General features: G+C 65.1%; 22 protein-coding genes and 2 tRNA genes. 14 read left to right on the forward strand and 10 right to left on the reverse strand.

What is annotated here, in order from left to right:
• Positions 1–65: 65 nt before the first annotated feature.
• Positions 66–2702: a [protein-PII] uridylyltransferase gene (locus ACIGHN_RS19015; RefSeq protein ID WP_056421226.1), complete on the forward strand. Its 2637-nt coding sequence runs from the start codon at positions 66–68 to the stop codon at positions 2700–2702.
• A 40-nt stretch (positions 2703–2742) separates the two neighbouring features.
• On the opposite strand, the gene def is transcribed toward ACIGHN_RS19015, so the two are convergent.
• On the reverse strand, positions 2743–3282 hold the full coding sequence (gene def, locus ACIGHN_RS19020; RefSeq protein WP_396505575.1) for a peptide deformylase: 540 nt from the start codon (positions 3280–3282) through the stop codon (positions 2743–2745).
• Positions 3283–3429: 147 nt separating this feature from the next.
• On the opposite strand from def, the gene ACIGHN_RS19025 reads away from it, so the two are divergent.
• From ACIGHN_RS19025 to ACIGHN_RS19050, 6 genes are all read left to right on the forward strand, one after another.
• Positions 3430–3864, forward strand: coding sequence for a YbaN family protein (locus tag ACIGHN_RS19025; protein WP_396505576.1), 435 nt, complete (start codon positions 3430–3432; stop codon positions 3862–3864).
• 122 nt (positions 3865–3986) lie between these two features.
• Positions 3987–4062, forward strand: a tRNA-Asn gene (locus ACIGHN_RS19030).
• 68 nt (positions 4063–4130) lie between these two features.
• Positions 4131–4206: transfer RNA gene (locus tag ACIGHN_RS19035), tRNA-Asn, on the forward strand.
• 134 nt (positions 4207–4340) lie between these two features.
• The gene (gene aat, locus ACIGHN_RS19040) at positions 4341–5096 is read left to right on the forward strand and encodes a leucyl/phenylalanyl-tRNA--protein transferase (RefSeq protein ID WP_056421225.1); all 756 of its coding nucleotides are present in this window, start codon (positions 4341–4343) and stop codon (positions 5094–5096) included.
• Positions 5093–5851: an arginyltransferase gene (locus ACIGHN_RS19045; protein WP_396505577.1), complete on the forward strand. Its 759-nt coding sequence runs from the start codon at positions 5093–5095 to the stop codon at positions 5849–5851. Before aat ends, ACIGHN_RS19045 begins: the two co-directional genes overlap by 4 nt.
• Before the next feature lie 55 nt (positions 5852–5906).
• The gene (locus tag ACIGHN_RS19050; RefSeq protein ID WP_056421223.1) at positions 5907–6731 is read left to right on the forward strand and encodes an IclR family transcriptional regulator; all 825 of its coding nucleotides are present in this window, start codon (positions 5907–5909) and stop codon (positions 6729–6731) included.
• Positions 6732–6983: 252 nt separating this feature from the next.
• Here ACIGHN_RS19050 and pbpG read toward each other — a convergent pair whose 3' ends face one another.
• The 6 genes from pbpG to ACIGHN_RS19080 form a co-directional block, all read right to left on the reverse strand.
• Positions 6984–8075, reverse strand: a complete 1092-nt coding sequence (pbpG, locus tag ACIGHN_RS19055; RefSeq protein ID WP_396505578.1) for a D-alanyl-D-alanine endopeptidase — start codon at positions 8073–8075, stop codon at positions 6984–6986.
• A gap of 116 nt (positions 8076–8191) precedes the next feature.
• Positions 8192–9730 (reverse strand): 2-isopropylmalate synthase, encoded by a 1539-nt coding sequence (locus ACIGHN_RS19060; RefSeq protein WP_056169201.1) that lies wholly within the window; start codon positions 9728–9730, stop codon positions 8192–8194.
• 211 nt (positions 9731–9941) lie between these two features.
• Positions 9942–10775, reverse strand: coding sequence for a CDP-diacylglycerol--serine O-phosphatidyltransferase (gene pssA, locus ACIGHN_RS19065; protein WP_396505579.1), 834 nt, complete (start codon positions 10773–10775; stop codon positions 9942–9944).
• Positions 10776–11054: 279 nt separating this feature from the next.
• A complete protein-coding gene (ilvC, locus tag ACIGHN_RS19070; RefSeq protein WP_056168011.1) occupies positions 11055–12071 on the reverse strand; it encodes a ketol-acid reductoisomerase in 1017 nt (338 codons plus the stop codon).
• Between the two features lie 155 nt (positions 12072–12226).
• Positions 12227–12718, reverse strand: a complete 492-nt coding sequence (gene ilvN, locus ACIGHN_RS19075) for an acetolactate synthase small subunit (protein ID WP_015013659.1) — start codon at positions 12716–12718, stop codon at positions 12227–12229.
• A gap of 166 nt (positions 12719–12884) precedes the next feature.
• Positions 12885–14696 carry an acetolactate synthase 3 catalytic subunit gene (locus ACIGHN_RS19080; protein WP_056421220.1) on the reverse strand — a complete coding sequence of 604 codons (1812 nt, stop codon included), beginning with the start codon at positions 14694–14696 and terminating at the stop codon, positions 12885–12887.
• Positions 14697–14990: 294 nt separating this feature from the next.
• On the opposite strand from ACIGHN_RS19080, the gene ACIGHN_RS19085 reads away from it, so the two are divergent.
• Genes ACIGHN_RS19085 through ACIGHN_RS19110 form a run of 6 tightly spaced genes read left to right on the forward strand, consistent with a single transcriptional unit; the run spans position 14991 to position 18605 of the window.
• Positions 14991–15560, forward strand: coding sequence for an RNA polymerase sigma factor (locus tag ACIGHN_RS19085; RefSeq protein ID WP_056421219.1), 570 nt, complete (start codon positions 14991–14993; stop codon positions 15558–15560).
• Positions 15557–16009: a DUF3619 family protein gene (locus ACIGHN_RS19090; protein ID WP_396505580.1), complete on the forward strand. Its 453-nt coding sequence runs from the start codon at positions 15557–15559 to the stop codon at positions 16007–16009. Before ACIGHN_RS19085 ends, ACIGHN_RS19090 begins: the two co-directional genes overlap by 4 nt.
• A gap of 34 nt (positions 16010–16043) precedes the next feature.
• Complete coding sequence (locus ACIGHN_RS19095) at positions 16044–16940, forward strand: DUF3106 domain-containing protein (protein WP_396505581.1); 897 nt, start codon at positions 16044–16046, stop codon at positions 16938–16940.
• A gap of 38 nt (positions 16941–16978) precedes the next feature.
• Positions 16979–17551, forward strand: a complete 573-nt coding sequence (locus ACIGHN_RS19100) for an RDD family protein (RefSeq protein ID WP_056421216.1) — start codon at positions 16979–16981, stop codon at positions 17549–17551.
• 57 nt (positions 17552–17608) lie between these two features.
• Positions 17609–18019, forward strand: a complete 411-nt coding sequence (locus ACIGHN_RS19105; protein ID WP_056421317.1) for a diacylglycerol kinase — start codon at positions 17609–17611, stop codon at positions 18017–18019.
• Positions 18012–18605, forward strand: a complete 594-nt coding sequence (locus tag ACIGHN_RS19110) for a TIGR00730 family Rossman fold protein (RefSeq protein WP_056421215.1) — start codon at positions 18012–18014, stop codon at positions 18603–18605. The genes ACIGHN_RS19105 and ACIGHN_RS19110 overlap by 8 nt, the downstream gene beginning before the upstream one ends.
• Positions 18606–18772: 167 nt before the next feature.
• Here the strand turns inward: ACIGHN_RS19110 and ACIGHN_RS19115 are convergent, their stop codons facing one another.
• On the reverse strand, positions 18773–19111 hold the full coding sequence (locus ACIGHN_RS19115; protein ID WP_056167991.1) for a P-II family nitrogen regulator: 339 nt from the start codon (positions 19109–19111) through the stop codon (positions 18773–18775).
• Between the two features lie 63 nt (positions 19112–19174).
• Positions 19175–20833 carry an NAD+ synthase gene (locus ACIGHN_RS19120; protein ID WP_396505582.1) on the reverse strand — a complete coding sequence of 553 codons (1659 nt, stop codon included), beginning with the start codon at positions 20831–20833 and terminating at the stop codon, positions 19175–19177.
• Positions 20834–20913: 80 nt separating this feature from the next.
• Here ACIGHN_RS19120 and ACIGHN_RS19125 point away from each other — a divergent pair, with 80 nt between their 5' ends.
• Positions 20914–22266, forward strand: coding sequence for a GNAT family N-acetyltransferase (locus ACIGHN_RS19125; protein WP_396505583.1), 1353 nt, complete (start codon positions 20914–20916; stop codon positions 22264–22266).
• 46 nt (positions 22267–22312) lie between these two features.
• On the opposite strand, the gene ACIGHN_RS19130 is transcribed toward ACIGHN_RS19125, so the two are convergent.
• Positions 22313–22684 carry a hypothetical protein gene (locus tag ACIGHN_RS19130; protein ID WP_396505584.1) on the reverse strand — a complete coding sequence of 124 codons (372 nt, stop codon included), beginning with the start codon at positions 22682–22684 and terminating at the stop codon, positions 22313–22315.
• Positions 22685–22938 lie beyond the last annotated feature (254 nt).

Genomic DNA, 22938 nt, shown 5'->3' on the forward strand with positions numbered 1-22938 from the left:
GTCGGCGCGCACAACTCTTGCATGGCTTTTTGCATGGCCCTTCTTCATCGCGACGCCCGACGACCATGACCGACATCCAAGCCCTGCCCGAGGTGCGCCCCCTGGCCGACGTGCATGCCCTGCGGGATGCCTACCGCCGCGACAAGACCGCCCTGCTGACCGACCTGCAGGCCACGGGCGCCTCCACGCGCGGCATCCGCGTGCTGCTGCGCAGGCTCTCCACCCTGGCGGGCAACCTGCTGCAGACGCTGTGGCAGCGCGCCGAACTGCCGGCCGACATGGCGCTGGTGGCGGTGGGCGGGTTCGGGCGCGACCAGCTTTTTCCGTATTCGGACGTCGATGTGCTGCTGCTGCTGCCCGAGGGCGCGGCGCCCGAGGCCGGCAGCGTGCTGCGCACCCAGCTCGAAGGCTTCATCGGCAGCTGCTGGGATGCGGGCCTGGAGATCGGCTCGAGCGTGCGCACCGTGGCCGAATGCCTGGCCGAGAGCGCAGGCGATGTCACCGTGCAGACCTCGCTGCTCGAATCGCGCCTGGTGTGCGGCAACGCGGCGCTGTTCGCCGAGTTCCAGCGCCAGTACCGGCTGCAGATGGACCCGCAGGCATTTTTGGTGGCCAAGACGCTGGAGATGCGCCAGCGCCACAACAAGTACGAGAACACGCCCTACTCGCTGGAGCCCAACTGCAAGGAGTCGCCCGGCGGGCTGCGCGACCTGCAGATGATCCTGTGGGTGTCCCAGGCCGCGGGCCTGGGCCGCAACTGGAAGGAACTGGCCGCCAGCGGCATGGCCACGGCTTTCGAGGTCCGCCAGATCGAGCGCAACGAGGCGGTGCTGTGCCTCATCCGCGCACGCCTGCACGCCGCCGCCGGACGGCATGAAGACCGCCTGGTGTTCGACCTGCAGACCGCCGTGGCCGAATCGTTCGGCTACCGCTCGCAGGCGCCCGACGGATCGCGCCTGCCGATGCGCGCCAGCGAAAGCCTGATGCGGCGCTATTACTGGGCAGCCAAGGCGGTGTCCCAGCTCAGCCAGATCCTGCTGCTGAACATCGAGGAGCGTCTGAACCCCTCCACGCACGAGCCGCGGCCCATCAACGAGCGCTTCTTCGAGAAAGCCGGCCTCATCGAGGTGGCCAGCGACGACCTGTACCAGCGCGACCCGCACGCCATTCTGGAGACCTTCCTGCTCTACCAGACGACGGTGGGCCTGAAGGACCTGTCGGCCCGCACCCTGCGCGCGCTGTACAACGCCCGGGGCGTGATGGACGCGGCCTTCCGGCGCGACCCGGTCAACCGGGCCAACTTCATGCGCATCCTGCAGCAGCCCTCGGGCATCACGCATGCGATGCGGCTCATGAACCAGACCTCGGTGCTGGGGCGCTATCTGTGGGCGTTTCGCGGCATCGTGGGGCAGATGCAGCACGACCTGTTTCACGTCTACACGGTGGACCAGCACATCCTGATGGTGCTGCGCAACGTGCGCCGGTTCTTCATGGCTGAGCATGCGCACGAATACCCCTTCTGCTCGCAACTGGCGGGCGGCTGGGACAAGCCCTGGCTGCTGTACCTGGCGGCGCTGTTCCACGACATCGGCAAGGGCCGCGGCGGCGACCATTCGGTGATCGGCGCGCAGGAGGTGCGCAATTTCTGCCGCCAGCACAGCGTGGACCGCGAGGACGCCAGGCTGGTCGAGTTCCTGGTCAGCGAGCACCTGTCGATGAGCCGCATCGCCCAGAAAGAAGACCTGTCGGACCCCGACGTGATCGCCGCCTTTGCGCGGCGCGTGGGCAACGAGCGCTACCTCACGGCGCTGTATCTGCTGACGGTGGCCGACATCCGCGGCACCAGCCCCAAGGTCTGGAATGCCTGGAAGGGCAAGCTGCTGGAGGACCTGTACCGCTCCACCCTGCGCACCCTGGGCGGCCGCGCGCCGGACGCCGCCGCCGAGATCGAGGCGCGCAAGCGCGAGGCGCTGGTGCTGCTGGCGCTCAGTGCCCTGCCCTTCGAGGCGCACAAGGCCCTGTGGGCCACTCTGGATGTGAGCTATTTCATGCGCCACGAGGCGGCCGACATTGCCTGGCACACGCGGCACCTGTCGCGGCATGTGGGCACCGCCAAGCCGGTGGTGCGCGCGCGCCAGTCGCTGGCCGGCGACGGCCTGCAGGTCATGGTGTATGCGGCCGACCAGGCCGACCTGTTCGCGCGCATCTGCGGCTACTTCGACCGTGCGGGCTTTTCCATTCTGGATGCGCGCGTGCACACGGCCAACAACGGCTATGCGCTCGATACGTTCCAGGTGGTGGCCTCTTCCGCCGCCGCGCAGCCGGGACACTACCGCGAGCTCACGCACATGGTCGAGAGCGATCTGGTGCGGGTGATCGAAACCGGTGGCCCGCTGCCGGAGCCCGCGCGCCGGCGGGTGTCGCGCCGCGTCAAGAGCTTTCCGGTGGCGCCGCGCGTCACCTTGCGGCCGGACGAAAAAGCGCAGCGCTGGCTGCTGGCCATCTCGGCCAGCGACCGCGCAGGCCTGCTGTACCTGGTGGCGCGCATCCTGGCGCACCACCACCTGAGCGTGCAGCTCGCCAAGGTGAGCACGCTGGGCGAGCGGGTGGAAGACACCTTCCTGGTGCAAGGGCCCGAGCTGCAGAACAACGCGCGGCAGATTCAGATCGAGACGGAGCTGCTGCGCGAGCTTTCGGACTGACAACGAAAGCGCGCGCGGCGATGCGGCTCTGTTGCGCTACTCAGTCGTCTTCGTCCGCGCTGATCTCGGGGAACAGCACTTCGGTGAAGCCGAACTGCGTGAAGTCGCGCACCCGCATCGGGTAGAGCTTGCCAACCAGATGGTCGCATTCATGCTGCACCACGCGTGCATGAAAGCCATCGACCGTGCGGTCGATGGGGTCGCCGTACCGGTCGAACCCGGTGTAGCGGATGCGCGCCCACCGCGGCACCTTGCCGCGCAGGCCGGGCACCGAAAGGCAACCTTCCCAATCCTCTTCCTCCTCATCGCCCAGCGGCGTGATCACCGGGTTGAGCAGCACAGTGGGCGGCACCACGGGGCGGTCCGGATAGCGGGGGTTGCGGTCGTTGGAGCCGAAGATCACCAGCTGCAGGTCCACCCCGATCTGCGGTGCGGCCAGGCCCGCGCCGTTGACGGCGCGCATGGTGTCGAACATGTCGCGCACCAGCAGGTGCAGTGCGTCGGTGTCGAACTCGGTGACAGGCTGGGCAATGCGCAGCAGGCGCGGGTCGCCCATCTTGAGGATGGTGTGAACGGTCATCGTGGGGGTGGTGAAGACATGGTGGAGCGGCTGCCCGGTGGGGCGCAGCATAGCGCGGCCGGCCTGGCGCTGCACACAGCGTGCCAAAAGAGCCGCTCCACCCCGACACAGGCCGACACAAGCCGGCACCGGGCGACAATAAGCACCATGGCCAACAAGCCTCCACACCCAGACATCGCCAGCGCCGCCCCTGACAGCGGCCCGCCGCTGCGCCCGCTGCCGTGGCCCGTGCGGTGGTTGCTGCTGGCGTTTGCCGTGCTGTGCCTGGTGATGGGCATCATCGGCGTGATCGTGCCGGGCCTGCCGACCACCGTGTTCATCCTGATGGCCGCGTGGGCGGCAGCGCGCAGCTCTCCGCGGCTGTACCAATGGCTGTGGAACCACCGGCTCTTCGGGCCGCTGCTGCGCAACTGGGCCCAGGGCGGCAAGGTCAGCCGCCGCGCCAAATGGAGTGCGGCCATCTTCATGGCAGCCAGCGCCGCCGTGCTGTGGGTGGGCGGCGCACGCACCTGGGTGGCGGCGGTGGCGTCCGCCTGCATGGCGTGCGTGCTGGTGTGGCTGTGGCTGCGCCCCGAACCCTGACATGGCGAAGGAGTGCAGCGCTGCCATGGCCACCCGGCCCCACGCACCCATGCAGGCCACACGTCGATTGCGTGACGCGAGTTTTCAGAGCGCTATTTTTGTGTATATAATCTAAGTCTTGTTCCTCGATAGCTCAGTCGGTAGAGCGCCGGACTGTTAATCCGTAGGTCCCTGGTTCGAGCCCAGGTCGAGGAGCCAAGAATTTTGCAGGCCCTGCATGTGTACGCGGGGCCTTTCAATTAGTCAGTTGCAAGTCGTACCGATATTCCTCGATAGCTCAGTCGGTAGAGCGCCGGACTGTTAATCCGTAGGTCCCTGGTTCGAGCCCAGGTCGAGGAGCCACACGGCAAAAAGCCCACCATGCACGCCATGGTGGGCTTTTTTATTGCCAGGCCACCGCGCCTGCATGCGCTGGCACCCGAGCAGCGCAACATGCCGGACAATGGCCCATCATCCTGCCACTGCCTGCCTGACCCATGCCCCCGCAACTGCCCTGGCTGGAGCCCCAAGATCCCCTGCCCCACCCCGACCAGGCCTGGGGCCAAGACGACCCCGCCCCCGGGCTGCTGGCCGCGGGCGGCGTGCTGGATGTCGCACACCTGCAGGCAGCGTACGGCCAGGGGACCTTTCCCTGGTACGGCCCCGGGCAGCCCATCCTCTGGTGGGCGCCCGACCCGCGCATGGTGCTGCACGTGGCCGAATTCAAGCTGCACCGGTCCCTGCGCAGAACCCTGCAGGCGTTTCGCGCCAATCCGCGTGCCGAGATCCGCATCGACCACGCATTTGACGCCGTGATCACGGCCTGCGCGACCAAGGAGCGCGACGGCCAGGCAGGCACCTGGATCGTGCCGGAAATGATGGATGCCTACACCCGCCTGCACGAGGCCGGCCACGCGCACAGCGTGGAGACCTGGATCGATGGCCGGCTGGTGGGCGGGCTCTATTGCGTGGCCCTGGGGCAGGCCGTGTTCGGCGAATCCATGTTCGCGCACGCCACCGATGCCTCCAAGATCGCGCTGTCGGCCCTGGTGGCACTGTGCCGCCACCATGGCGTGCAGCTCATCGACTGCCAGCAGAACACCCGCCACCTGGCATCCCTGGGTGGCCGCGAGATCGACCGGCGCACCTTCGTCGCGCATGTGCAGCAGGCCCAGCGTTTGCCCGCACCCGCATGGAGATTCAACCCCGTATACTGGACCGAGCTGCTGCCCTCCACAGTCTTTACGGCATGACGCAACTCAACGACCTTCCGCTGCAGACCCTGCAGTTCTACGCGACGGCCCCGTATCCCTGCAGCTATCTGCCGGACCGGCAGGCGCGCTCGCAGGTCGCCACGCCCAGCCATTTGATCCAGAGCGACGTCTACTCGGACCTGGTCGCGAAGGGCTTCCGCCGCAGCGGCATGTTCACCTACCGCCCCTACTGCGACGGCTGCCACGCCTGCACACCGCTGCGCGTGCTGGTCAATGAATTCAAGCCCGACCGCAGCCAGCGGCGGTCCGTAGCCCGCCACGGCAACCTGCAGGCGCGCGTGCTGCGCCTGTGCTTCGTGCCGGAACACTACCAGCTGTACCTGCGCTACCAGAACGGCCGCCACGCAGGCGGCGGCATGGACCACGACAGCATCGACCAGTACACGCAGTTCCTGCTGCAAAGCCGGGTGAATTCGCGGCTGGTGGAATTCCGCGAGCTGGATGCGGACGGCGAGCCGGGTGCGCTCAAGATGGTGTCCATCCTGGATGTGCTGGACGACGGCCTGTCGGCGGTGTACACCTTCTACGAGCCCGAGCCCCACTGCAGCTACGGCACCTACAACGTGATGTGGCAGATCGCACAGGCCCGCTCGCTGGACCTGCCCCACGTGTATCTGGGCTACTGGATCGAAGCCAGCCCCAAGATGAACTACAAGGCGCGCTTTCACCCCCACGAACTGCGCACCGACGGGCAGTGGCTGCGCACAACCGACACCGCCCCGCCCAACCCCTGACAGCGCGTTTGCATTTCACAAGATAAAATGCGGAGGTCGCCACAGCACCGCCGCCATGAAAAAAAACGATCCGAGCATTCCTGTCAAACCCAGCGTTCAGGTCCTTGAGCGCATGTTCACGCTGATCGATGTGCTGGCTTCGCGCGAGGAAGCCATCTCCCTCAAGGAAATCAGCGAGAAGACAGGCCTGCACCCGTCCACCACCCACCGGATCCTGAACGACCTCACGATCGGGCGGTTTGTGGACCGGCCGGAATCGGGCAGCTACCGCCTGGGCATGCGTCTGCTGGAGCTGGGCAACCTGGTCAAGGCACGCCTGAGCGTGCGCGACGCGGCACTCACACCCATGCGCAACCTGCACAAGCTGATTCAGCAGCCGGTGAACCTGAGCATGCGCCAGGGCGACGAGATCGTGTACGTGGAGCGCGCCTACAGCGAGCGCTCCGGCATGCAGGTGGTGCGCGCCATCGGCGGCCGGGCACCCTTGCACCTGACATCCACCGGCAAGCTCTTTCTGGCGCTGGACGACCCGCAGCGCGTGCGCGCCTACGCCACGCGCACTGGCCTGGCAGGCCATACGCGCAACAGCATCACCCAGCTCCCCCTGCTGGAGCGCGAGCTGGCCAAGGCGCGGCAATACGGCATGGCACGCGACAACGAGGAGCTGGAGCTGGGCGTGCGCTGCATGGCAGCCGGCGTCTACGACGACCAGGGCAAGCTGGTGGCAGGCCTGTCCATCTCGGCCCCGGCGGACAGGCTGGACGAAGGCTGGCTGCCCAAGCTGCAGGCCACAGCCAACGAGATATCCCACGCACTGGGCCACACCGCCAGCGCGGAGCTGACGGCCGACGCCGCGGCACGCGGTACCGGACTGGGCTGACGGACCGACGGACCCTGCGCCAGGCAGGGCCGCTCACGCGCCCGGCTTGCAGCGCGGCCGCGCGGCGTCGATGGCTGTGCCGTGCAATGCCTTGCCCCCCGGTGTACCGCCTTCGCGGATTGGCCCAGCAAAAAGGCCGGCCTGTGTTGCCACAGCCGGCCTTTTTTCATGGGCCCCCTTGCCGGGGTTCAGCCCATCCGGCAGTCAGATCGCACGTGGCGCCGCCTGCCCATCTGCCTCTACTTCACCAAATTACTTCACCGCGGGGATCGCGGCACGGGCCTGCAGCGGTGCAGCCAGCGAGGATGGCAGCGTCTCGACCCAATGGCGCACGCGCTCTGCGTCTCCCAGGCGGCTGAATTTGCCTGCGGAGTCCAGGAACACCATGATCAGCTTGCGGCCGGAGATCTGGGTCTGCATCACGAGGCAGCGACCTGCCTCGGAGATATAGCCGGTCTTCTGCAAGCCGATGTCCCACGTGGGGTTCTTCACCAGGCCGTTGGTGTTGTTGTATTGCAACGTGCGCTGGCCCACTGCCACCTCGTATCCGGGCGAAGTGGAGAGCTCACGCAACAGCGGGTCGCCATGTGCGACGTTGACCAGGGTGGCCAGATCGCGGGCGCTGGACTGGTTGCGGCTCGACAGGCCGGTAGGCTCCACATAGCGCGTGTCGGTCATGCCCAGCAGCTTGGCCTTGGCATTCATCTGCGCCACGAAGACTTCCAGACCGCCGGGGTAGGTGCGGCCCAGGGCGTGGGCTGCGCGGTTCTCGCTGGACATGAGCGCCAGGTGCAGCATCTCGCCGCGCGTGAGCGTGGCACCGACCACCAGGCGCGAACGGCTGCCCTTTTCAGTGTCCACATCGTCCTGCGTGATGGTGATGGGCTCTTCCATGGGCAGCTTGGCCTGGGAAATGATCATGCCCGTCATCAGCTTGGTCAGCGAGGCGATGGGCAGCACGGCGTGGTCGTTCTTGGACAACAGCACTTCGTGCGTGTCCTGGTCGATGACGAGTGCGACGCTGGACTTCAGGTCCAGGGGGTCATTGACCTCGTGCAGGCCGGCGATCTGCCCGAAGGAAGGCTTGGCAGGCACAAAAGCGACCCGGGTGGCCGCCTTGGAGGTCTTGGCAGATACGCGCACGGGCTTGGTCGCCGTGGCAGCCTTGCGTGGCGCTACAGACCGCTTGGCGCTGGCGCTCGAAGCGCTGGTCTGCTGTTTCTTGACGGATGCTTTTTTGCGTTCCTGGGCGTGCGCGCCGGGCGCAGCCAGCGCCGCGCTCACGACAACAAAGCCCAAAAGCTGGAGAAAACGGTTCACTGCGGCGCGGCGGAGATGGTGCATCCAAATGCTCCAAACGGTAATAAGTGTTGAGCAGTGTACTGAATCAAAAAAAGTCGCGCAAGATCAATACCTTGCGCGACTTTCCGAGAAAGTGAATGAAATTATAAATTCACCGCTCAACCTTGTGCAGCCACCCGATCAGCTTTACTTTGTAACTTGTTCAGGGCGCTCAGGTAGGCCTTGGCAGACGCCACGACGATGTCCGGGTCAGCCCCCACACCGTTGACCACCCGGCCGCTGTTTTGCAGGCGCACCGTGACCTCGCCCTGGCTCTCGGTGGAGCCGCTGATCGCATTGACGGAGTACAGCACCATCTCGGCCCCGCTCTTGACGTGCGACTCGATCGCCTTGAGCGACGCGTCGACCGGGCCATTGCCGTCGGACTTGCCCTGCACTTCCCGGCCTTCGACCGTGAAAACGATGGTGGCCTGGGGACGCTCGCCGGTTTCGCTGTGCTGCGACAGCGACACGAAGCCGTACTGCTCCTTCTCGCTGGTCACGCTTTCATCGCTGACCAGCGCCAGGATGTCCTCGTCGAAGATCTCGCTCTTGCGGTCTGCCAGTTCCTTGAACTTGGCGAAGGCGCCGTTGATCTCGGTTTCGCTGTCGAGCTGAACGCCCAGCTCCTGCAGGCGCTGCTTGAAGGCGTTGCGGCCGCTGAGCTTGCCCAGCACGATCTTGTTGGCCGACCAGCCCACGTCCTCGGCACGCATGATCTCGTAGGTGTCGCGGGCCTTGAGCACGCCGTCCTGGTGGATGCCGCTGGCGTGCGCAAACGCATTCGCCCCCACCACCGCCTTGTTGGGCTGGATCACGAAGCCGGTGGTCTGGCTGACCATGCGGCTGGCAGCCACGATGTGCTTGGCGTCGATGTTCAGGTCGAGGTCGAAATAGTCGCGGCGTGTCTTGATCGCCATGACGACTTCTTCCAGCGAGCAATTGCCCGCACGCTCGCCCAGGCCGTTGATGGTGCATTCGACCTGGCGTGCGCCGCCGATCTTCACGCCGGCCAGCGAGTTGGCCACCGCCATGCCCAGGTCGTTGTGGCAGTGCACGGACCAGATGGCCTTGTCGCTGTTGGGCACGCGCTCGCGCAGCGTCTTGATGAAGTTGCCATACAGCTCAGGGATGGCGTAGCCCACGGTGTCGGGCACGTTGATGGTGGTGGCGCCTTCGGCGATCACGGCTTCGAGCACGCGGCACAAAAAGTCCGGGTCGCTGCGGTAGCCGTCTTCCGGGCTGAACTCGATGTCGGCCACCAGGTTGCGCGCAAAGCGCACCGACTGCTTGGCCTGCTCGAGCACCTGCTCGGGCGTCATGCGCAGCTTCTTTTCCATGTGCAGCGCGCTGGTGGCGATGAACGTGTGGATGCGCGCGCTGTTGGCGCCCTTGAGCGCCTCGGCCGCCCGCGAGATATCGCGGTCGTTGGCCCGCGAGAGCGAACAGATGGTCGAGTCCTTGATCGCATTGGCAATGCTCTGCACCGCTTCGAAATCACCGTTGGAGCTGGCCGCGAAACCGGCTTCGATCACATCCACCTTCAGGCGCTCGAGTTGGCGCGCGATGCGCAGCTTCTCGTCCTTGGTCATCGAGGCGCCGGGGGACTGCTCCCCATCGCGCAAGGTGGTGTCGAAAATGATCAGTTTGTCAGCCATGTCGTTCTCCTGGTATCGGTGGGTGGGGTCCCGCAACGTCAAAAATCTGGCGCCCAAAGCAAAAGGCCCGTTGCGGGTGCATACGGGCCTTTGAAGAAAAAGTGTGCGCGTGCGCCTACTGTCTCCGCCCGTGGGGAGGTAGCAGTAGCGCCAGAGCAAACGTGTTCATGCTGCGCAATGTAGCACAACTGTGCTGCGACAGCGGTGCGGGTCACTTGTGCAGCCCGCGCTCGTCCGGTTCATCGGTCGAAGTGCTGATCACGCTGCTGTGCTGGCCCTTGGCCTTGCGCCACGCGTACACGCCATAGCCGCTCACGCCATAAAAAACGAAGACGCCGAACAGCACGATGGGCGGGTGGATGTTGATGATGGCAATGCCCAGCGCAATGAGCACGATGGCTGCAAAGGGGACGCTCTTTTTCATCTGCACGTCCTTGAAGCTGTAGAACGGCACATTGGTCACCATGGTCAGGCCCGAGTACAGCGTGAAGGCGAACATGATCCACGTGATCTGCGACCAGCTGAGCCAACCGTCCTCGCCAGGGTGCACGCCCAATTCGGTCATGAGCCAGATGAAGCCTGCCACCAGTGCCGCAGCGGCGGGCGATGGCAGCCCCTGGAAGTAGCGCTTGTCCACCACACTCGTGTTCACGTTGAAGCGCGCCAGCCGCAAGGCCGCGCAGGCGCAGTACACGAAGGCAGCGATCCACCCCCAGCGCCCCAGGCCCTGCAAGGACCACTCGTACGCGATCAAAGCCGGTGCCGCGCCGAACGACACCATGTCGGACAGCGAGTCCATCTGCTCGCCGAAGGCACTCTGGGTATTGGTCAGGCGGGCCACGCGCCCGTCCAGGCTGTCGAGCACCATGGCGCAGAACACGCCGATCGCCGCCTGGTCGAAACGCCCGTTCATGGCCATCACGATGGAATAGAAGCCACCGAACAATGCCGCCAGCGTGAACAGGTTGGGCAGGATATAGATGCCCTTGCGCCGCTTGCGCACGATCACGCCATCGTTGTCGGCGGACTCGTTGCCATCATGCATTCCATTGACCTCCAGCGCTTGCCTGTCTTGCGCAAGCCGCTATTAAATTTATAGTTCTTCAGCGCGCCCCCCGATGATCGGGTTCGGCGCCGCACGCACAAAAGGCGAAGGCCGCAGTGTAGCGCCTGCGGGCGCTGCGCCCCGTGGCCGCAGCGATGGCGCCGCGAACCCCACAGCACGGCCATCACCCAGTCCGAGCCGCCCGGCGCACAGCGATACCGGCAACGAAAAAGGCCACCGAGGTGGCCTTTGTCGATGTTTCTTCCCGCAGGAGAAGAATCAGTTGCGGGTTTGGTCGACCAGCTTGTTCTTGGCGATCCAGGGCATCATGGCGCGCAGCTTGCCACCCACCACTTCGATGCTGTGGTCGGCGGTGTTGCGGCGGCGGGCCGTCATCGATGGGTAGTTCAGGCGGCCTTCCTGGATGAACATCTTGGCGTATTCGCCGTTCTGGATGCGCTTGAGGGCATTGCGCATGGCCTTGCGCGACTCTTCGTTGATCACTTCAGGGCCCGTCACGTACTCGCCGTATTCGGCGTTGTTCGAGATCGAGTAGTTCATGTTGGCGATGCCGCCTTCGTAGATCAGGTCCACGATGAGCTTGAGCTCGTGCAGGCATTCGAAGTAGGCCATTTCTGGGGCGTAGCCGGCTTCGACCAGTGTTTCGTAACCCATCTTGATCAGCTCGACGGCACCGCCGCACAGCACGGCCTGTTCGCCGAACAGGTCGGTCTCGGTTTCTTCCTTGAAGTTGGTCTCGATGATGCCAGCCTTGCCGCCGCCATTGGCTGCAGCGTAGCTCAGGGCCAGGTCACGGGCCTTGCCGGACTTGTCCTGGTGCACGGCGACCAGGTGGGGCACGCCGCCACCTTGCGTGTAGGTGTTGCGCACGGTGTGGCCAGGGGCCTTGGGGGCGACCATCCACACGTCCAGGTCAGCGCGGGGCACGACCTGGTTGTAGTGCACGTTGAAACCGTGGGCGAAGGCCAGCGATGCGCCTTGCTTGATGTTGGGTTCCACGTTGTTCTTGTAGACGGCTGCGATGTCTTCGTCAGGCAGCAGGATCATGACCACGTCGGCAGCCTTGACCGCGTCGTTGACTTCCAGCACGTTCAGGCCGGCCTTGCCGACCTTGTCCCACGATGCACCGCCCTTGCGCAGGCCGACCACGACCTTCACGCCGCTGTCGTTCAGGTTCTGTGCGTGGGCATGGCCCTGCGAGCCGTAGCCGATGATGGCCACGGTCTTGCCCTTGATCAGGCTCAGGTCGGTGTCTTTGTCGTAGAAAACTTTCATGGGTCGCTCCGGTAAAAATACGTTGTCAGGGGGAAAAACGGTGAATTGTCTTACATAGGATGGGGATGCGGCCGGATGGCTACGCGGGGAACCGCAGACAGTGCTTTGGCACGGCAAGGCTCCCCAACGACGCTAGCCGGTCGAAGGCAAATCCGTCACACGCGAAGAATTCGCTCGCCGCGGCCGATGCCGCTGGCACCCGTGCGCACGGTTTCCAGAATGGCCGTGCGGTCGATGGCCTGCAGGAACGCGTCGTTCTTGGACTGGTCGCCGGTGAGCTCGATGGTGTAGCTCTTTTCGGTCACGTCGATGATGCGGCCGCGGAAGATGTCGGCCATGCGCTTCATCTCCTCGCGCTCCTTGCCTACCGCACGCACCTTCACCATCATGAGCTCGCGCTCGGTGTAGGCACCTTCGGTGAGGTCGACCACCTTGACCACTTCGATGAGGCGGTTCAAGTGCTTGGTGATCTGCTCGATCACATCGTCGGAGCCCGTGGTCTGGATGGTCATGCGCGAGAGCGATGCATCCTCGGTGGGCGCCACGGTGAGCGATTCGATGTTGTAGCCACGGGCGGAGAACAGGCCCACGACGCGCGACAGCGCGCCGGGTTCGTTTTCCAGCAAAACGGCAATGATGTGTTTCATGGTGTCCAGATTCCTCTTTTCGCTGCCCTCCCCTGCGCACGGTAATGCGCAGGCTCGGCAGGCAATAGATTCGTCGAAGTGAAGCTATCGAAGTGATAGCAGGGGATGTTCCTGCAGCCACGGCAGGGCCGTCGCCGCAGGCGCAGCGGGAGCCGACAGCCTGTGTCTACAGATCCTCGGAGCCCAGCAGCATTTCGGTGATGCCCTTGCCGGCCTGCACCATCGGGAACACGTTCTCGGTGGGGTCGGTGCGGAAGTCCAGGAATACGGTGCGGTCCTTGAGCTTGCGGGCCTCGCGCAGCGCGGGCTCCACATCCTGAGGACGCTCGATCAACATGCCCACATGGCCATAGGCCTCGGCCAGCTTCACGAAGTTGGGCAAAGCGTCCATGTAGCTGTGGCTGTATCGGCCGGAGTACTCGATCTCCTGCCACTGGCGCACCATGCCCAGGTAGCGGTTGTTCAGCGAGCAGATCTTGATGGGCGTGTTGTACTGCAGGCAGGTCGACAGCTCCTGGATGTTCATCTGCACCGAGCCTTCGCCGGTGATGCAGAACACTTCGGAGTCTGGCTTGGCCAGCTTGATGCCCATGGCGTAGGGGATGCCCACGCCCATGGTGCCCAGGCCACCGGAGTTGATCCAGCGGCGCGGCTCGTCAAAACGGTAGTACTGCGCGGCCCACATCTGGTGCTGGCCCACGTCGGACGTGATGTAGGTGTCGGCGTCCTTGGTCATGTTCCACAGCGTTTCGACCACGTACTGGGGCTTGATGACGTCGGGGCTGCCCATGCTGTACTTGAGGCAGTCACGCTTGCGCCAGCCTTCGATGGTGTCCCACCAGGCCGCCAGCGCACCCGCATCGGGCTTGGTGCTGCTCTCGCGGATCATGGAGATCAGCTCGGTGAGCACGTCCTTCACGTCGCCGACGATCGGGATGTCGACCTTCACGCGCTTGGAGATGCTCGACGGGTCGATGTCCACGTGGATGATCTTGCGGTCGTTCTGCGCGAAGTGCTTGGGGTTGCCGATCACGCGGTCGTCAAAACGCGCGCCGACGGCCAGCAGCACGTCGCAGTTCTGCATCGCGTTGTTGGCTTCGATGGTGCCGTGCATGCCCAGCATGCCCAGGAACTTGCGGTCCGACGCCGGATAGGCGCCCAGGCCCATCAGCGTGTTGGTGACCGGGTAGCCCAGCATGTCCACCAGGGTGCGCAATTCGTTGGTGGCGTTGCCCAGGAGCACGCCCCCGCCGGTGTAGATGTAGGGGCGCTTGGCCGCCAGCAGCAATTGCAGCGCCTTGCGGATCTGGCCGCCGTGGCCCTTGCGCACCGGGTTGTACGAGCGCATTTCCACGCTCTGCGGGTAGCCGCTGTAGGGCACCTTCTTGAAGGAGACGTCCTTGGGCACATCGACCACCACGGGGCCGGGGCGGCCGGTGCGTGCGATGTGGAAGGCCTTCTTCATCGTCGCTGCCAGGTCGCGGGCATCCTTGACGAGGAAGTTGTGCTTGACGATGGGGCGGGTGATGCCGACGGTGTCGCACTCCTGGAAGGCGTCGAGCCCGATGGCGGGCGTGGGCACCTGGCCGGAGATGATCACCATGGGGATCGAATCCATGTACGCGGTGGCGATGCCGGTCACGGCATTGGTCAGGCCCGGGCCCGAGGTGACCAGCGCGACGCCCACTTCGCCCGTCGCACGGGCATAGCCGTCAGCGGCGTGGACGGCAGCCTGTTCGTGCCGCACCAGCACATGCTGGATGGTGTCTTGCTTGTACAGCGCGTCGTAGATATAGAGGACAGCGCCGCCGGGATAGCCCCAGATGTACTGGACGTTCTCGGCCTGCAGCGACTTGATGAGGATCTCGGACCCCATGAGGTCTTGCGAAGCCTGGGCCGAAGAAGCAGAGGAAGAGGGGGAGGTGTTGCCCTGCGAAGCAGCGGCAGCTGAGGAAAGTTCAGCCTTGGAGATTTCCATGATCGATCAACCTTTGTGAATTTCTCTGACGAAAAACCTTGGGTGCCCCTTGCACGCGCTCTTGTGAAGCCAGCTTGGAACTTGAGGCCAAGGACATGGGCGGGATGATTGCCGCGCCGGACCGTGACCCGTTTGCCTTTTGAATTGCAGCGCCGATTATCGCACTGCAACACATGTAAAACCGCAGCGCGCCAAAAAAATCACCAGCCGGTGCGATAATCACAGGCTTACCGGGCCAGTTAGCCACATTTTTGTGGAGACTTCGGCACCACTCCCTCCCCGGACCGACCTGTCTTGGCCACTGAACAAGAACTCTCCGATTTCCTCAAAAGTGTAGAAAAGCGCGCTTTCAAGCGCTCGGTCTACCATGTGCGCAATGAGGAAGCGGCTCTTGATATCGTGCAGGACAGCATGCTCAAGCTGGCGGAGCACTACGGCGACAAGCCGGCGGCAGAGCTCCCCATGCTCTTTCAGCGCATCCTCTCCAACTGCACGCTGGACTGGTTTCGCCGCCAGAAGACGCGCAATGCACTGTTTTCGAGCATGAGCGACTTCGAGGGCCCCGGCGAAGATGGCATGGATTTTGATCTGCTGGAAGCGTACTCGGGCCCGGAAGGCGGCGAGCGGGCCGAGAGTGCAGAAGACCTCACCCGCCGGGCCCAGACCTTTCACGAAATCGAAGCCGAAATCGCCGAGCTCCCACCACGTCAACGGGAAGCATTCCTGATGCGTTACTGGGAAGAAATGGATGTAGCAGAAACGGCAGCCGCCATGGGTTGCTCTGAAGGCAGCGTCAAAACGCACTGCTTTCGTGCGGTACAAACCCTGAGCAAGGCGCTGAAGGCCAAAGGAATCGAGCTATGAACACTGTACAGACCCCCTCTCCCCAGGCACTGGCCGCCGCCGACGTCTTTGCACGGCGGGTGACGGCACGTTTGTCCGGTGGCACCGACCAACTCCCGTACGAGATCTCCGAGCGGCTGCGCGCCTCGCGCATGCAGGCCCTGGCCCAGCGCAAGAAGGCCGCGGCTCCCGTGCGGGTGGCAGCCCCGGTGATCGTCAACGCCGGCGGCAGCGCCACCCTGGGACGCGGTGACAACGAGCGCGGCGGCTGGTGGAATGCCCTGGTCTCCGCGGTGCCCCTGATGGCGCTGGTGGTGGGCCTGGTGATGATCAATATCGCCCAGGACGAAAGCAGCACCAACGACGTCGCCGAAGTGGACGCCGCTCTTTTGACCGATGATCTGCCACCGGCAGCGTATGCCGACCCTGGCTTCGTACAATTTCTCAAGACTTCCGCGCAGCCCAACTGACTGAGTCGCCCGGCACTGCCCACCCCCGTACTGCATGCACCCAAGCCCTTCCGACGCTTCCCCCGCCCTGCCAGCCCTCGTGCTGGCTTTGGCGCTCTTGGGCGCGTTCGCCGTGGTCGGCGGCCAGGTGCTGCGGCAGATGCGCATGGTGCCCGGCACCGTGCTCTCGGCTGGTGCAGAAGCGGCCGTGGCAAGCCCCAACAATGCGCGCGCACAGTCGCGCCATGGCGCCTCGGCGGTGCCCCAGGTGGAGACCGGCCCAGGCTGGGAGACCCTGAACACCCCCCAGAAGCTGGCGCTCTACCCCCTGGCCGAACGCTGGGCGTTGATCAGCGAAGCGCAAAAACACCGCTGGCTGGCGCTGGCGGCCAATTTTTCCAGCCTGCCCGAGGAAGAGCAGGCCAAGTTCCATGAACGCATGACCGATTGGGCGAACCTGAGCGCGCAGCAGCGCAACCAGGCCCGGCTGAACTATGCGGTGACCAACCGCCTCGCGCCGGACGACAAGCGTGCCCAGTGGGAGGCGTACCAGGCGCTGTCCGAGGACGAGCGCCGAGCCCTGGCGGCCCGCGCCGTCCCCAAGCCCAAGGGAGCCGCCACGGCACTGCAACCTGTGTCCCCGAAAAAACTGGCCCAGGTGCCGGCGGCCACCGCAGCCAACCCCGCCCGCCCGAACGCCCCCAAGATCCCCCCGGTGACCGACCACTCGCCCCGCGTGGCTGCGCCGGTGCCCTCTTCGGTGGCTGCGCCTGCCGCGTCCAACCCCACCGCGGCGCCCCAGGCGCCTGGTGCTGCGGTGGTGGAGACGGCCCCTGTCTCCGTGCCCGTGGCCGTGCCGGCGGCCCTGCCCCCTCTGGGCAGCACCGCGTCAGAAGCGCCTGCGGCCCCGCCACCCGTCACGCCCGATAATTCCGGTCTGTACCCACAATGACCGTGCCGCCCGCCGGCACGGCCTGACCCGTTCACCGGATGATGACTGCTTCTTCTCCCGCCAGTGCACCGCAGGCCGGCTCCGCCAGCACCAGCGCCACCCCCTCCGACACCGCAACCCCGCCCCAACGCGCCATCACACCCAGCCTCTGGCGCCGCATGGCCTGCTGGCTGTACGAAGGCATGCTCATGTTTGGCGTGGTCTTCATTGCCGGCTACCTCTTCGGCACCCTGAGCCAGACGCGCAACGCCATGGACAACCGCCACGCGCTGCAGGCCTTCCTGTTCGTGGTATTCGGTATCTATTTCACATGGTTCTGGGCCAAGGGCCAGACGCTGGCACAAAAGACCTGGCTCATCCGCGTGGTCGACAAATCCGGGCGGCCCATCACGCAGCTGCGCGCCTTGCTGCGCTATGTCCTCAGCTGGGTGTGGTTCCTGCCGCCACTGGCGGCCTACCTGTTTGGCGTGCCGGTGCTGGAGGTGCTGGTCCTGCTGGGCGGCTGGGTGGCCATCTGGGCCATCCTGAGCCGCTTCCACCCCGAGCGCCAGTTCTGGCACGACGCACTGGCCGGCACGCGCCTGGTGCACTTCGAGCTTCCCAAAAAATAGCCTGCCCCGCCCCGCCGGGTGGCGCAAGCTGTCATGCGGCTGCGAGACAATGCAGGCATGTCCTTGCCCTCATCCGAGCCCGTGGCGCCCGCCAACCCGCAAAAAGCCCGTACAGGCCTGAACCGCATATGGCATGCGGCCGGCTATTCGCTGGAGGGACTGCGTGCAGGCTGGGGTGAAAAGGCATTCCGCCAGGAGGCCATCGCCGCCGCGGTGATGCTGCCCGTGTCGCTGTGGCTCGGGCGCAGCTGGGTGGAAGTGGCGCTGCTCGCGGGCTCCGTGCTCATCGTGATGATGGTGGAACTGCTCAACACAGGCATCGAGACCGCCATCGACCGCATCGGTCCCGAGTGGCATGACCTGTCCAAGCGCGCCAAGGACATGGGCAGCGCAGCCGTGTTGCTCGCGTTGCTGCTGTGCAGCGGCATCTGGGCTGCGGCCCTTTTTCAGAGGTTTTTCCATGGCTGAACCCGCTTTTTCCATTTGTGTGTACTGCGGCTCGCGCCCGGGCGAGAACCCCGCCTTTGCCGAGGCCGCCAAGGCTGTGGGCCACTGGATCGGCGGCCATGGTGGCCAGCTCGTCTATGGCGGCGGGCGCAGCGGCCTGATGGGCACGGTGGCCGAGGCCACACGGCAGGCAGGCGGCCGCGTGGTGGGCGTGATTCCGCAGGCGCTGGTGGACAAGGAACTGGCGAATCGCCTGTGCGACGAGTTGCACATCGTGCAGACGATGCACGAGCGCAAGGCCATGATGGCCGAGCGCAGCGACGCGTTTGTGGCGCTGCCCGGCGGCATCGGTACGTTCGAGGAACTCTTCGAGGTCTGGACCTGGCGCCAGCTGGGCTACCACGACAAGCCGCTGGGCCTGCTCAACGTGGCGGGCTACTACGACGCACTGATGGGCTTTCTGAACCACAGCGTTGCCAGCGGCTTCATGGGCGAGTGGCAGATGGGCCTGCTGCACTCCGGCAGTGACACCAGCGACCTGCTGCAAACCCTGGTCGAGCAAGCCGGAACAAATGCCCGCCACACCCCGCTGCGCTCGGTGATCTGACGGCCGGCAAAAACTGGCGCGGCCCAGGCCTGCGACCGCCACGCAAGGGCCGCCCCAGCGGCGTGGCGGCGTTTCACTTGCGTGCGCTGGCGGTGTCCCCTTTTTCCGAATGGCGCAGCCATTCAAGAGAAGGGGGAAGGCGCGAAGCGCCTCAGGGAGTTGTCAGCTCATACAGCCGCGTCGTCGAGGTCGCCCGTGCGGATGCGCACCACGCGCTCCACGGACGTGACGAAGATCTTGCCGTCGCCGATCTTGCCGGTGCGCGCCACGTTCACGATGGCGTCGACGCAGCGGTCCACATCCTCGGACTTGACCACGACCTCGACCTTCACCTTGGGCAGAAAGTCCACCACATACTCGGCGCCGCGGTACAGCTCGGTGTGGCCCTTCTGGCGGCCAAAGCCCTTCACCTCGGTCACGGTGAGGCCGGTCACGCCGCATTCGGCCAGGGCTTCGCGGACTTCTTCGAGCTTGAAGGGCTTGATGACGGCAGTGATCATTTTCATGGCGTGTCTCCTGAAAGATTTAAAAGAAGGAAGGCTGGGGGCGCAGCGCCAACCAAGCGCTAGCTAGGCCCTGAATTTGCTGGTGATAGGGTAACGCCAGTCCTTGCCGAAACTGCGGCGCGTCACCCTTATCCCTACGGGTGCCTGCCGGCGTTTGTACTCGTTGAGCTTGATGAGGCGCGTCACGCGCTCCACATCGGCGCGCGCAAAGCCGCTGGCGATGATGGATTCGATGGGCTCGTCATTCTCCATGTAGCGCGCCACGATGGCATCGAGCACCTCGTACGGCGGCAGGCTGTCCTGGTCCTTCTGGTCGGGCCGCAGTTCGGCGCTGGGCGGCCGGGTGATGATGCGCTCCGGGATCGGGCTGGCACCCGTGCCGTAGGGGTCGTTGGCATTGCGCCAGCGCGCCAGGTCGAACACCCGCGTCTTGGCCACGTCCTTGATCACCGCAAAGCCACCCGCCATGTCGCCGTACAGCGTGCAATAGCCGGTGGACATCTCGCTCTTGTTGCCGGTGGTGAGCACGATGGAGCCGAACTTGTTGGACAGCGCCATGAGCAGCGTGCCGCGGATGCGCGCCTGCAGGTTCTCCTCGGTCGTGTCCTCGTCCAAACCGGCAAAGTCGCTGGCCAGCGCGGCCTTGAAGGCCTCGAACTGGGGCTTGATGGAGATTTCGTCATAGCGCACGCCCATGCGGTCCGCCATGTCGCGCGCATCGATCCAGCTGATGTCGGCCGTGTAGGGCGACGGCATCATCACCGTGCGCACCTTGTCGGCGCCCAGCGCATCCACGGCAATGGCCAGCACCAGCGCCGAGTCGATACCGCCCGACAGGCCCAGCAACGCGCCCGGAAACCCATTCTTGCCCACGTAGTCGCGCACACCCAGCACCAAGGCATCCCAGAGGTCTGCCTCCAGACTGTTCTCGGGCGCCACCGCTGCTTCTATTTTGATAGCGCCTTGCGCTTGCTGGACCTGCGCAAACACCAGTTTTTCTTGAAACCCCGGGCCGCGCCCAGCCACCGAGCCATCCGCATTCAGCGCGAACGATCGGCCTTCGAAGACCACCTCGTCCTGCCCACCGACCAGATGGGCGTAGACCAATGGCAAACCCGTTTCAACCACACGCTCGCGCATGGTGGCCTCGCGCTCGGCGCTCTTGCCCAGATGAAAGGTCGACGCGTTGATGACCGCCAGCAACTGCGCGCCGGCCGCGGCGGCATCGCGTGCAGGGGCTGCAAACCAGGCGTCTTCGCAGACCAGCACGCCCACGCGCACACCGTCCACCTCGAACACGCAGGGTGCACTGCCCGCGACGAAGTAGCGGCGCTCGTCGAACACCTGGTAGTTGGGCAGTTCGCGCTTGGCATACGTCTGCTCGACGCGGCCCTCGCGCAGCACGCTGGCCGCGTTGTGGCAGGGGCTGAAGGCCGGCGCATCGGGTGCCAGGGCTTGCGGGTGGCCCAGCAGGATGACCAGGCCTTTCAACCCTGCCGTCTCGCGGGCCACGGTTTTCACGGCATCATCACAGGCCGCGATGAAGGCGGGGCGCAGGAACAGGTCCTCGGCCGCATAGCCGCAGATCGCCAGCTCGGGAGTGAGCATAAGCCGAGCGCCCTGGGCGTGGGCCTCGCGGGCCGCGGCAATGATCTTCTGCGCATTCCCGGGCATGTCGCCCACGACAAAGTTGAGCTGCGCAGTGCAAATGGAGAGCGTCATGGAACTGGAGTCGGCCCCTGTGGCCGGGTTGGATACCGCCAATGCAGGCCCGCACCGCAATGGGCGGCACGGGAGAGCGCATGGCTGAGGAAGCTGCCATTATCGCCCGCGTCATCGCGTCCCCGCTCGATGTGGACGCAGCCGCCTGGAATGCCCTGCTCGCACGCCAGAGCCACCCCACGCCCTTTTTGCGGCACGAATACCTGGCCGCCCTGCACGAGAGCGGCAGCGCGGCGCCCCGCACCGGCTGGGCGCCGCGCTTCATGACGCTGTGGGACGGCGACACGCTGGTGGCCGCCTGCCCGCTGTACCTCAAGAACCACTCCTACGGTGAATATGTCTTCGATTGGGCCTGGGCCAGCGCCTACGAGCAGCACGGCGTACCCTACTACCCCAAGGCCGTGATCGCCGTGCCCTTCACCCCGGTACCGGGCAGCCGCCTGTTGGCACGCGACGACGAGACCCGGGCACTGCTGCTGCAGGCGGTGTGCCAGTGGTGCGATGAGGAAAACGTGTCGTCGGTGCACATGCTGTTTGCGAGCGATGCGGACATCGAAGCCAGCGCCCAGCAGGAGCTGATGCTGCGACGCACCGTGCAGTTCCACTGGACGAACACCGCTCCGGCACACGGCGACGAAGCTCCCGCCGCGCCCCAGGCCGGGTGGCAAGCAGCGCCCATTGCAACGGCACCACTTGCCACCACCGCAGCACCGCCTGCGCAACTCGGTGGCAGCCGGCCGTTCCACAGTTTCGACGACTTCCTGGCCAGCCTGACCCAGGACAAGCGCAAGAAGATCCGCCAGGAGCGCCGCCGTGTGGCCGATGCCGGGGTGCGCTTTCGCTGGGCGCGCGGCACCGACATCAGTGCGTCAGACTGGGACTTTTTCTACCGCTGCTATGAGCGCACCTACCTCGAACATGGCAACCCGCCCTACCTCACCCGCGACTTTTTCGCGCGCATGGAAGCACACTTGCCGCAAGCGTGGTTGCTGTTCATCGCCGAACGCGACGGACATCCGATTGCTAGCAGTTTGATAGCAATCAGCGACCATCTATCCAGCGGTGGCGCACCCTGCGAGCCTGAAAAAGCAACACCCATCGCAGCCTACGGCCGCTATTGGGGTGCCCTAGAGCGCGTGGACTGCCTGCATTTCGAGGCCTGTTACTACCAGCCTCTGCAGTGGTGCATCGAGCACGGCGTGCACCGCTTTGAAGGCGGCGCACAAGGCGAACACAAAATGGCCCGCGCCCTGCTGCCCGTGCAGGCCACCAGCGCACACTGGCTGGCGCATCCGGCATTCGCCGAGGCGGTGGAGCGGTTCCTGGAGCGGGAGACTGAAGGAATCCAGGGCTACTTGGATGATCTGAAGGAGCGCAGCCCGTTCAAGCCGGGCGTGAGCACCACCGGCAAGGGGCCGACGCCCAAACCATGACACGGCTGCCTTGGCAACGACACCGGGAGTCGCCAGCGGTCAGCGGTCAGCAGTCCCTGCGGCTGACGTAAAAAACACCATCGGTGTCTTCGTCCACCTCGAGCTCGATGGAAACAAGGCCCGTGGCGCCGGACAGTGACCACGCGGTGTCGGCAATTGTGCCGTGGTTGGCGACCACCAGGCCCAGGAGCTTGGCGACGTCGCTCGAAGGGTGGTGAGGCCAGGTGACGCCGATATCGATGTTCTTGCCGTCGTCACTGCAACTCAAGTGGATTCTTGCGTCCGCGTCCGTGCTGCCAGGGCTGGGTTCGGCATGGCTGCGCAGCATCGATCTGACAACGTCCAGCGCGGCGCCGGGGTCTTCTTCGCCGACCATGGAGTCGCGCACAAGCGTGGGGTTGATGTAATGGGATTGCATGATGAGCCTCCTGTTTGAACCTGCGGCGGTAACCCAATGGCTGACGGGACTCGCGTTGCATCGCATCGGCAGCGTCAGAAATGCACCTTGGCAATGGGCCCTGAAGTCCGTGGCCACCGGGTGTCGGTCTGATTCATTAGGGGTGTGCCGGCACGGGGGCGTTTGTCAGAAATAGACGCGCGCCTTGGTCAGACAGGCCAAGGTGATTTGCACAAGCCGCACAGCAGCACCGACACCCTCAATTGCAACCAAAG

The organism is Acidovorax sp. NPDC077693 (genome assembly GCF_044542805.1).
Classification (GTDB): Bacteria; Pseudomonadota; Gammaproteobacteria; order Burkholderiales; family Burkholderiaceae_C; genus Acidovorax.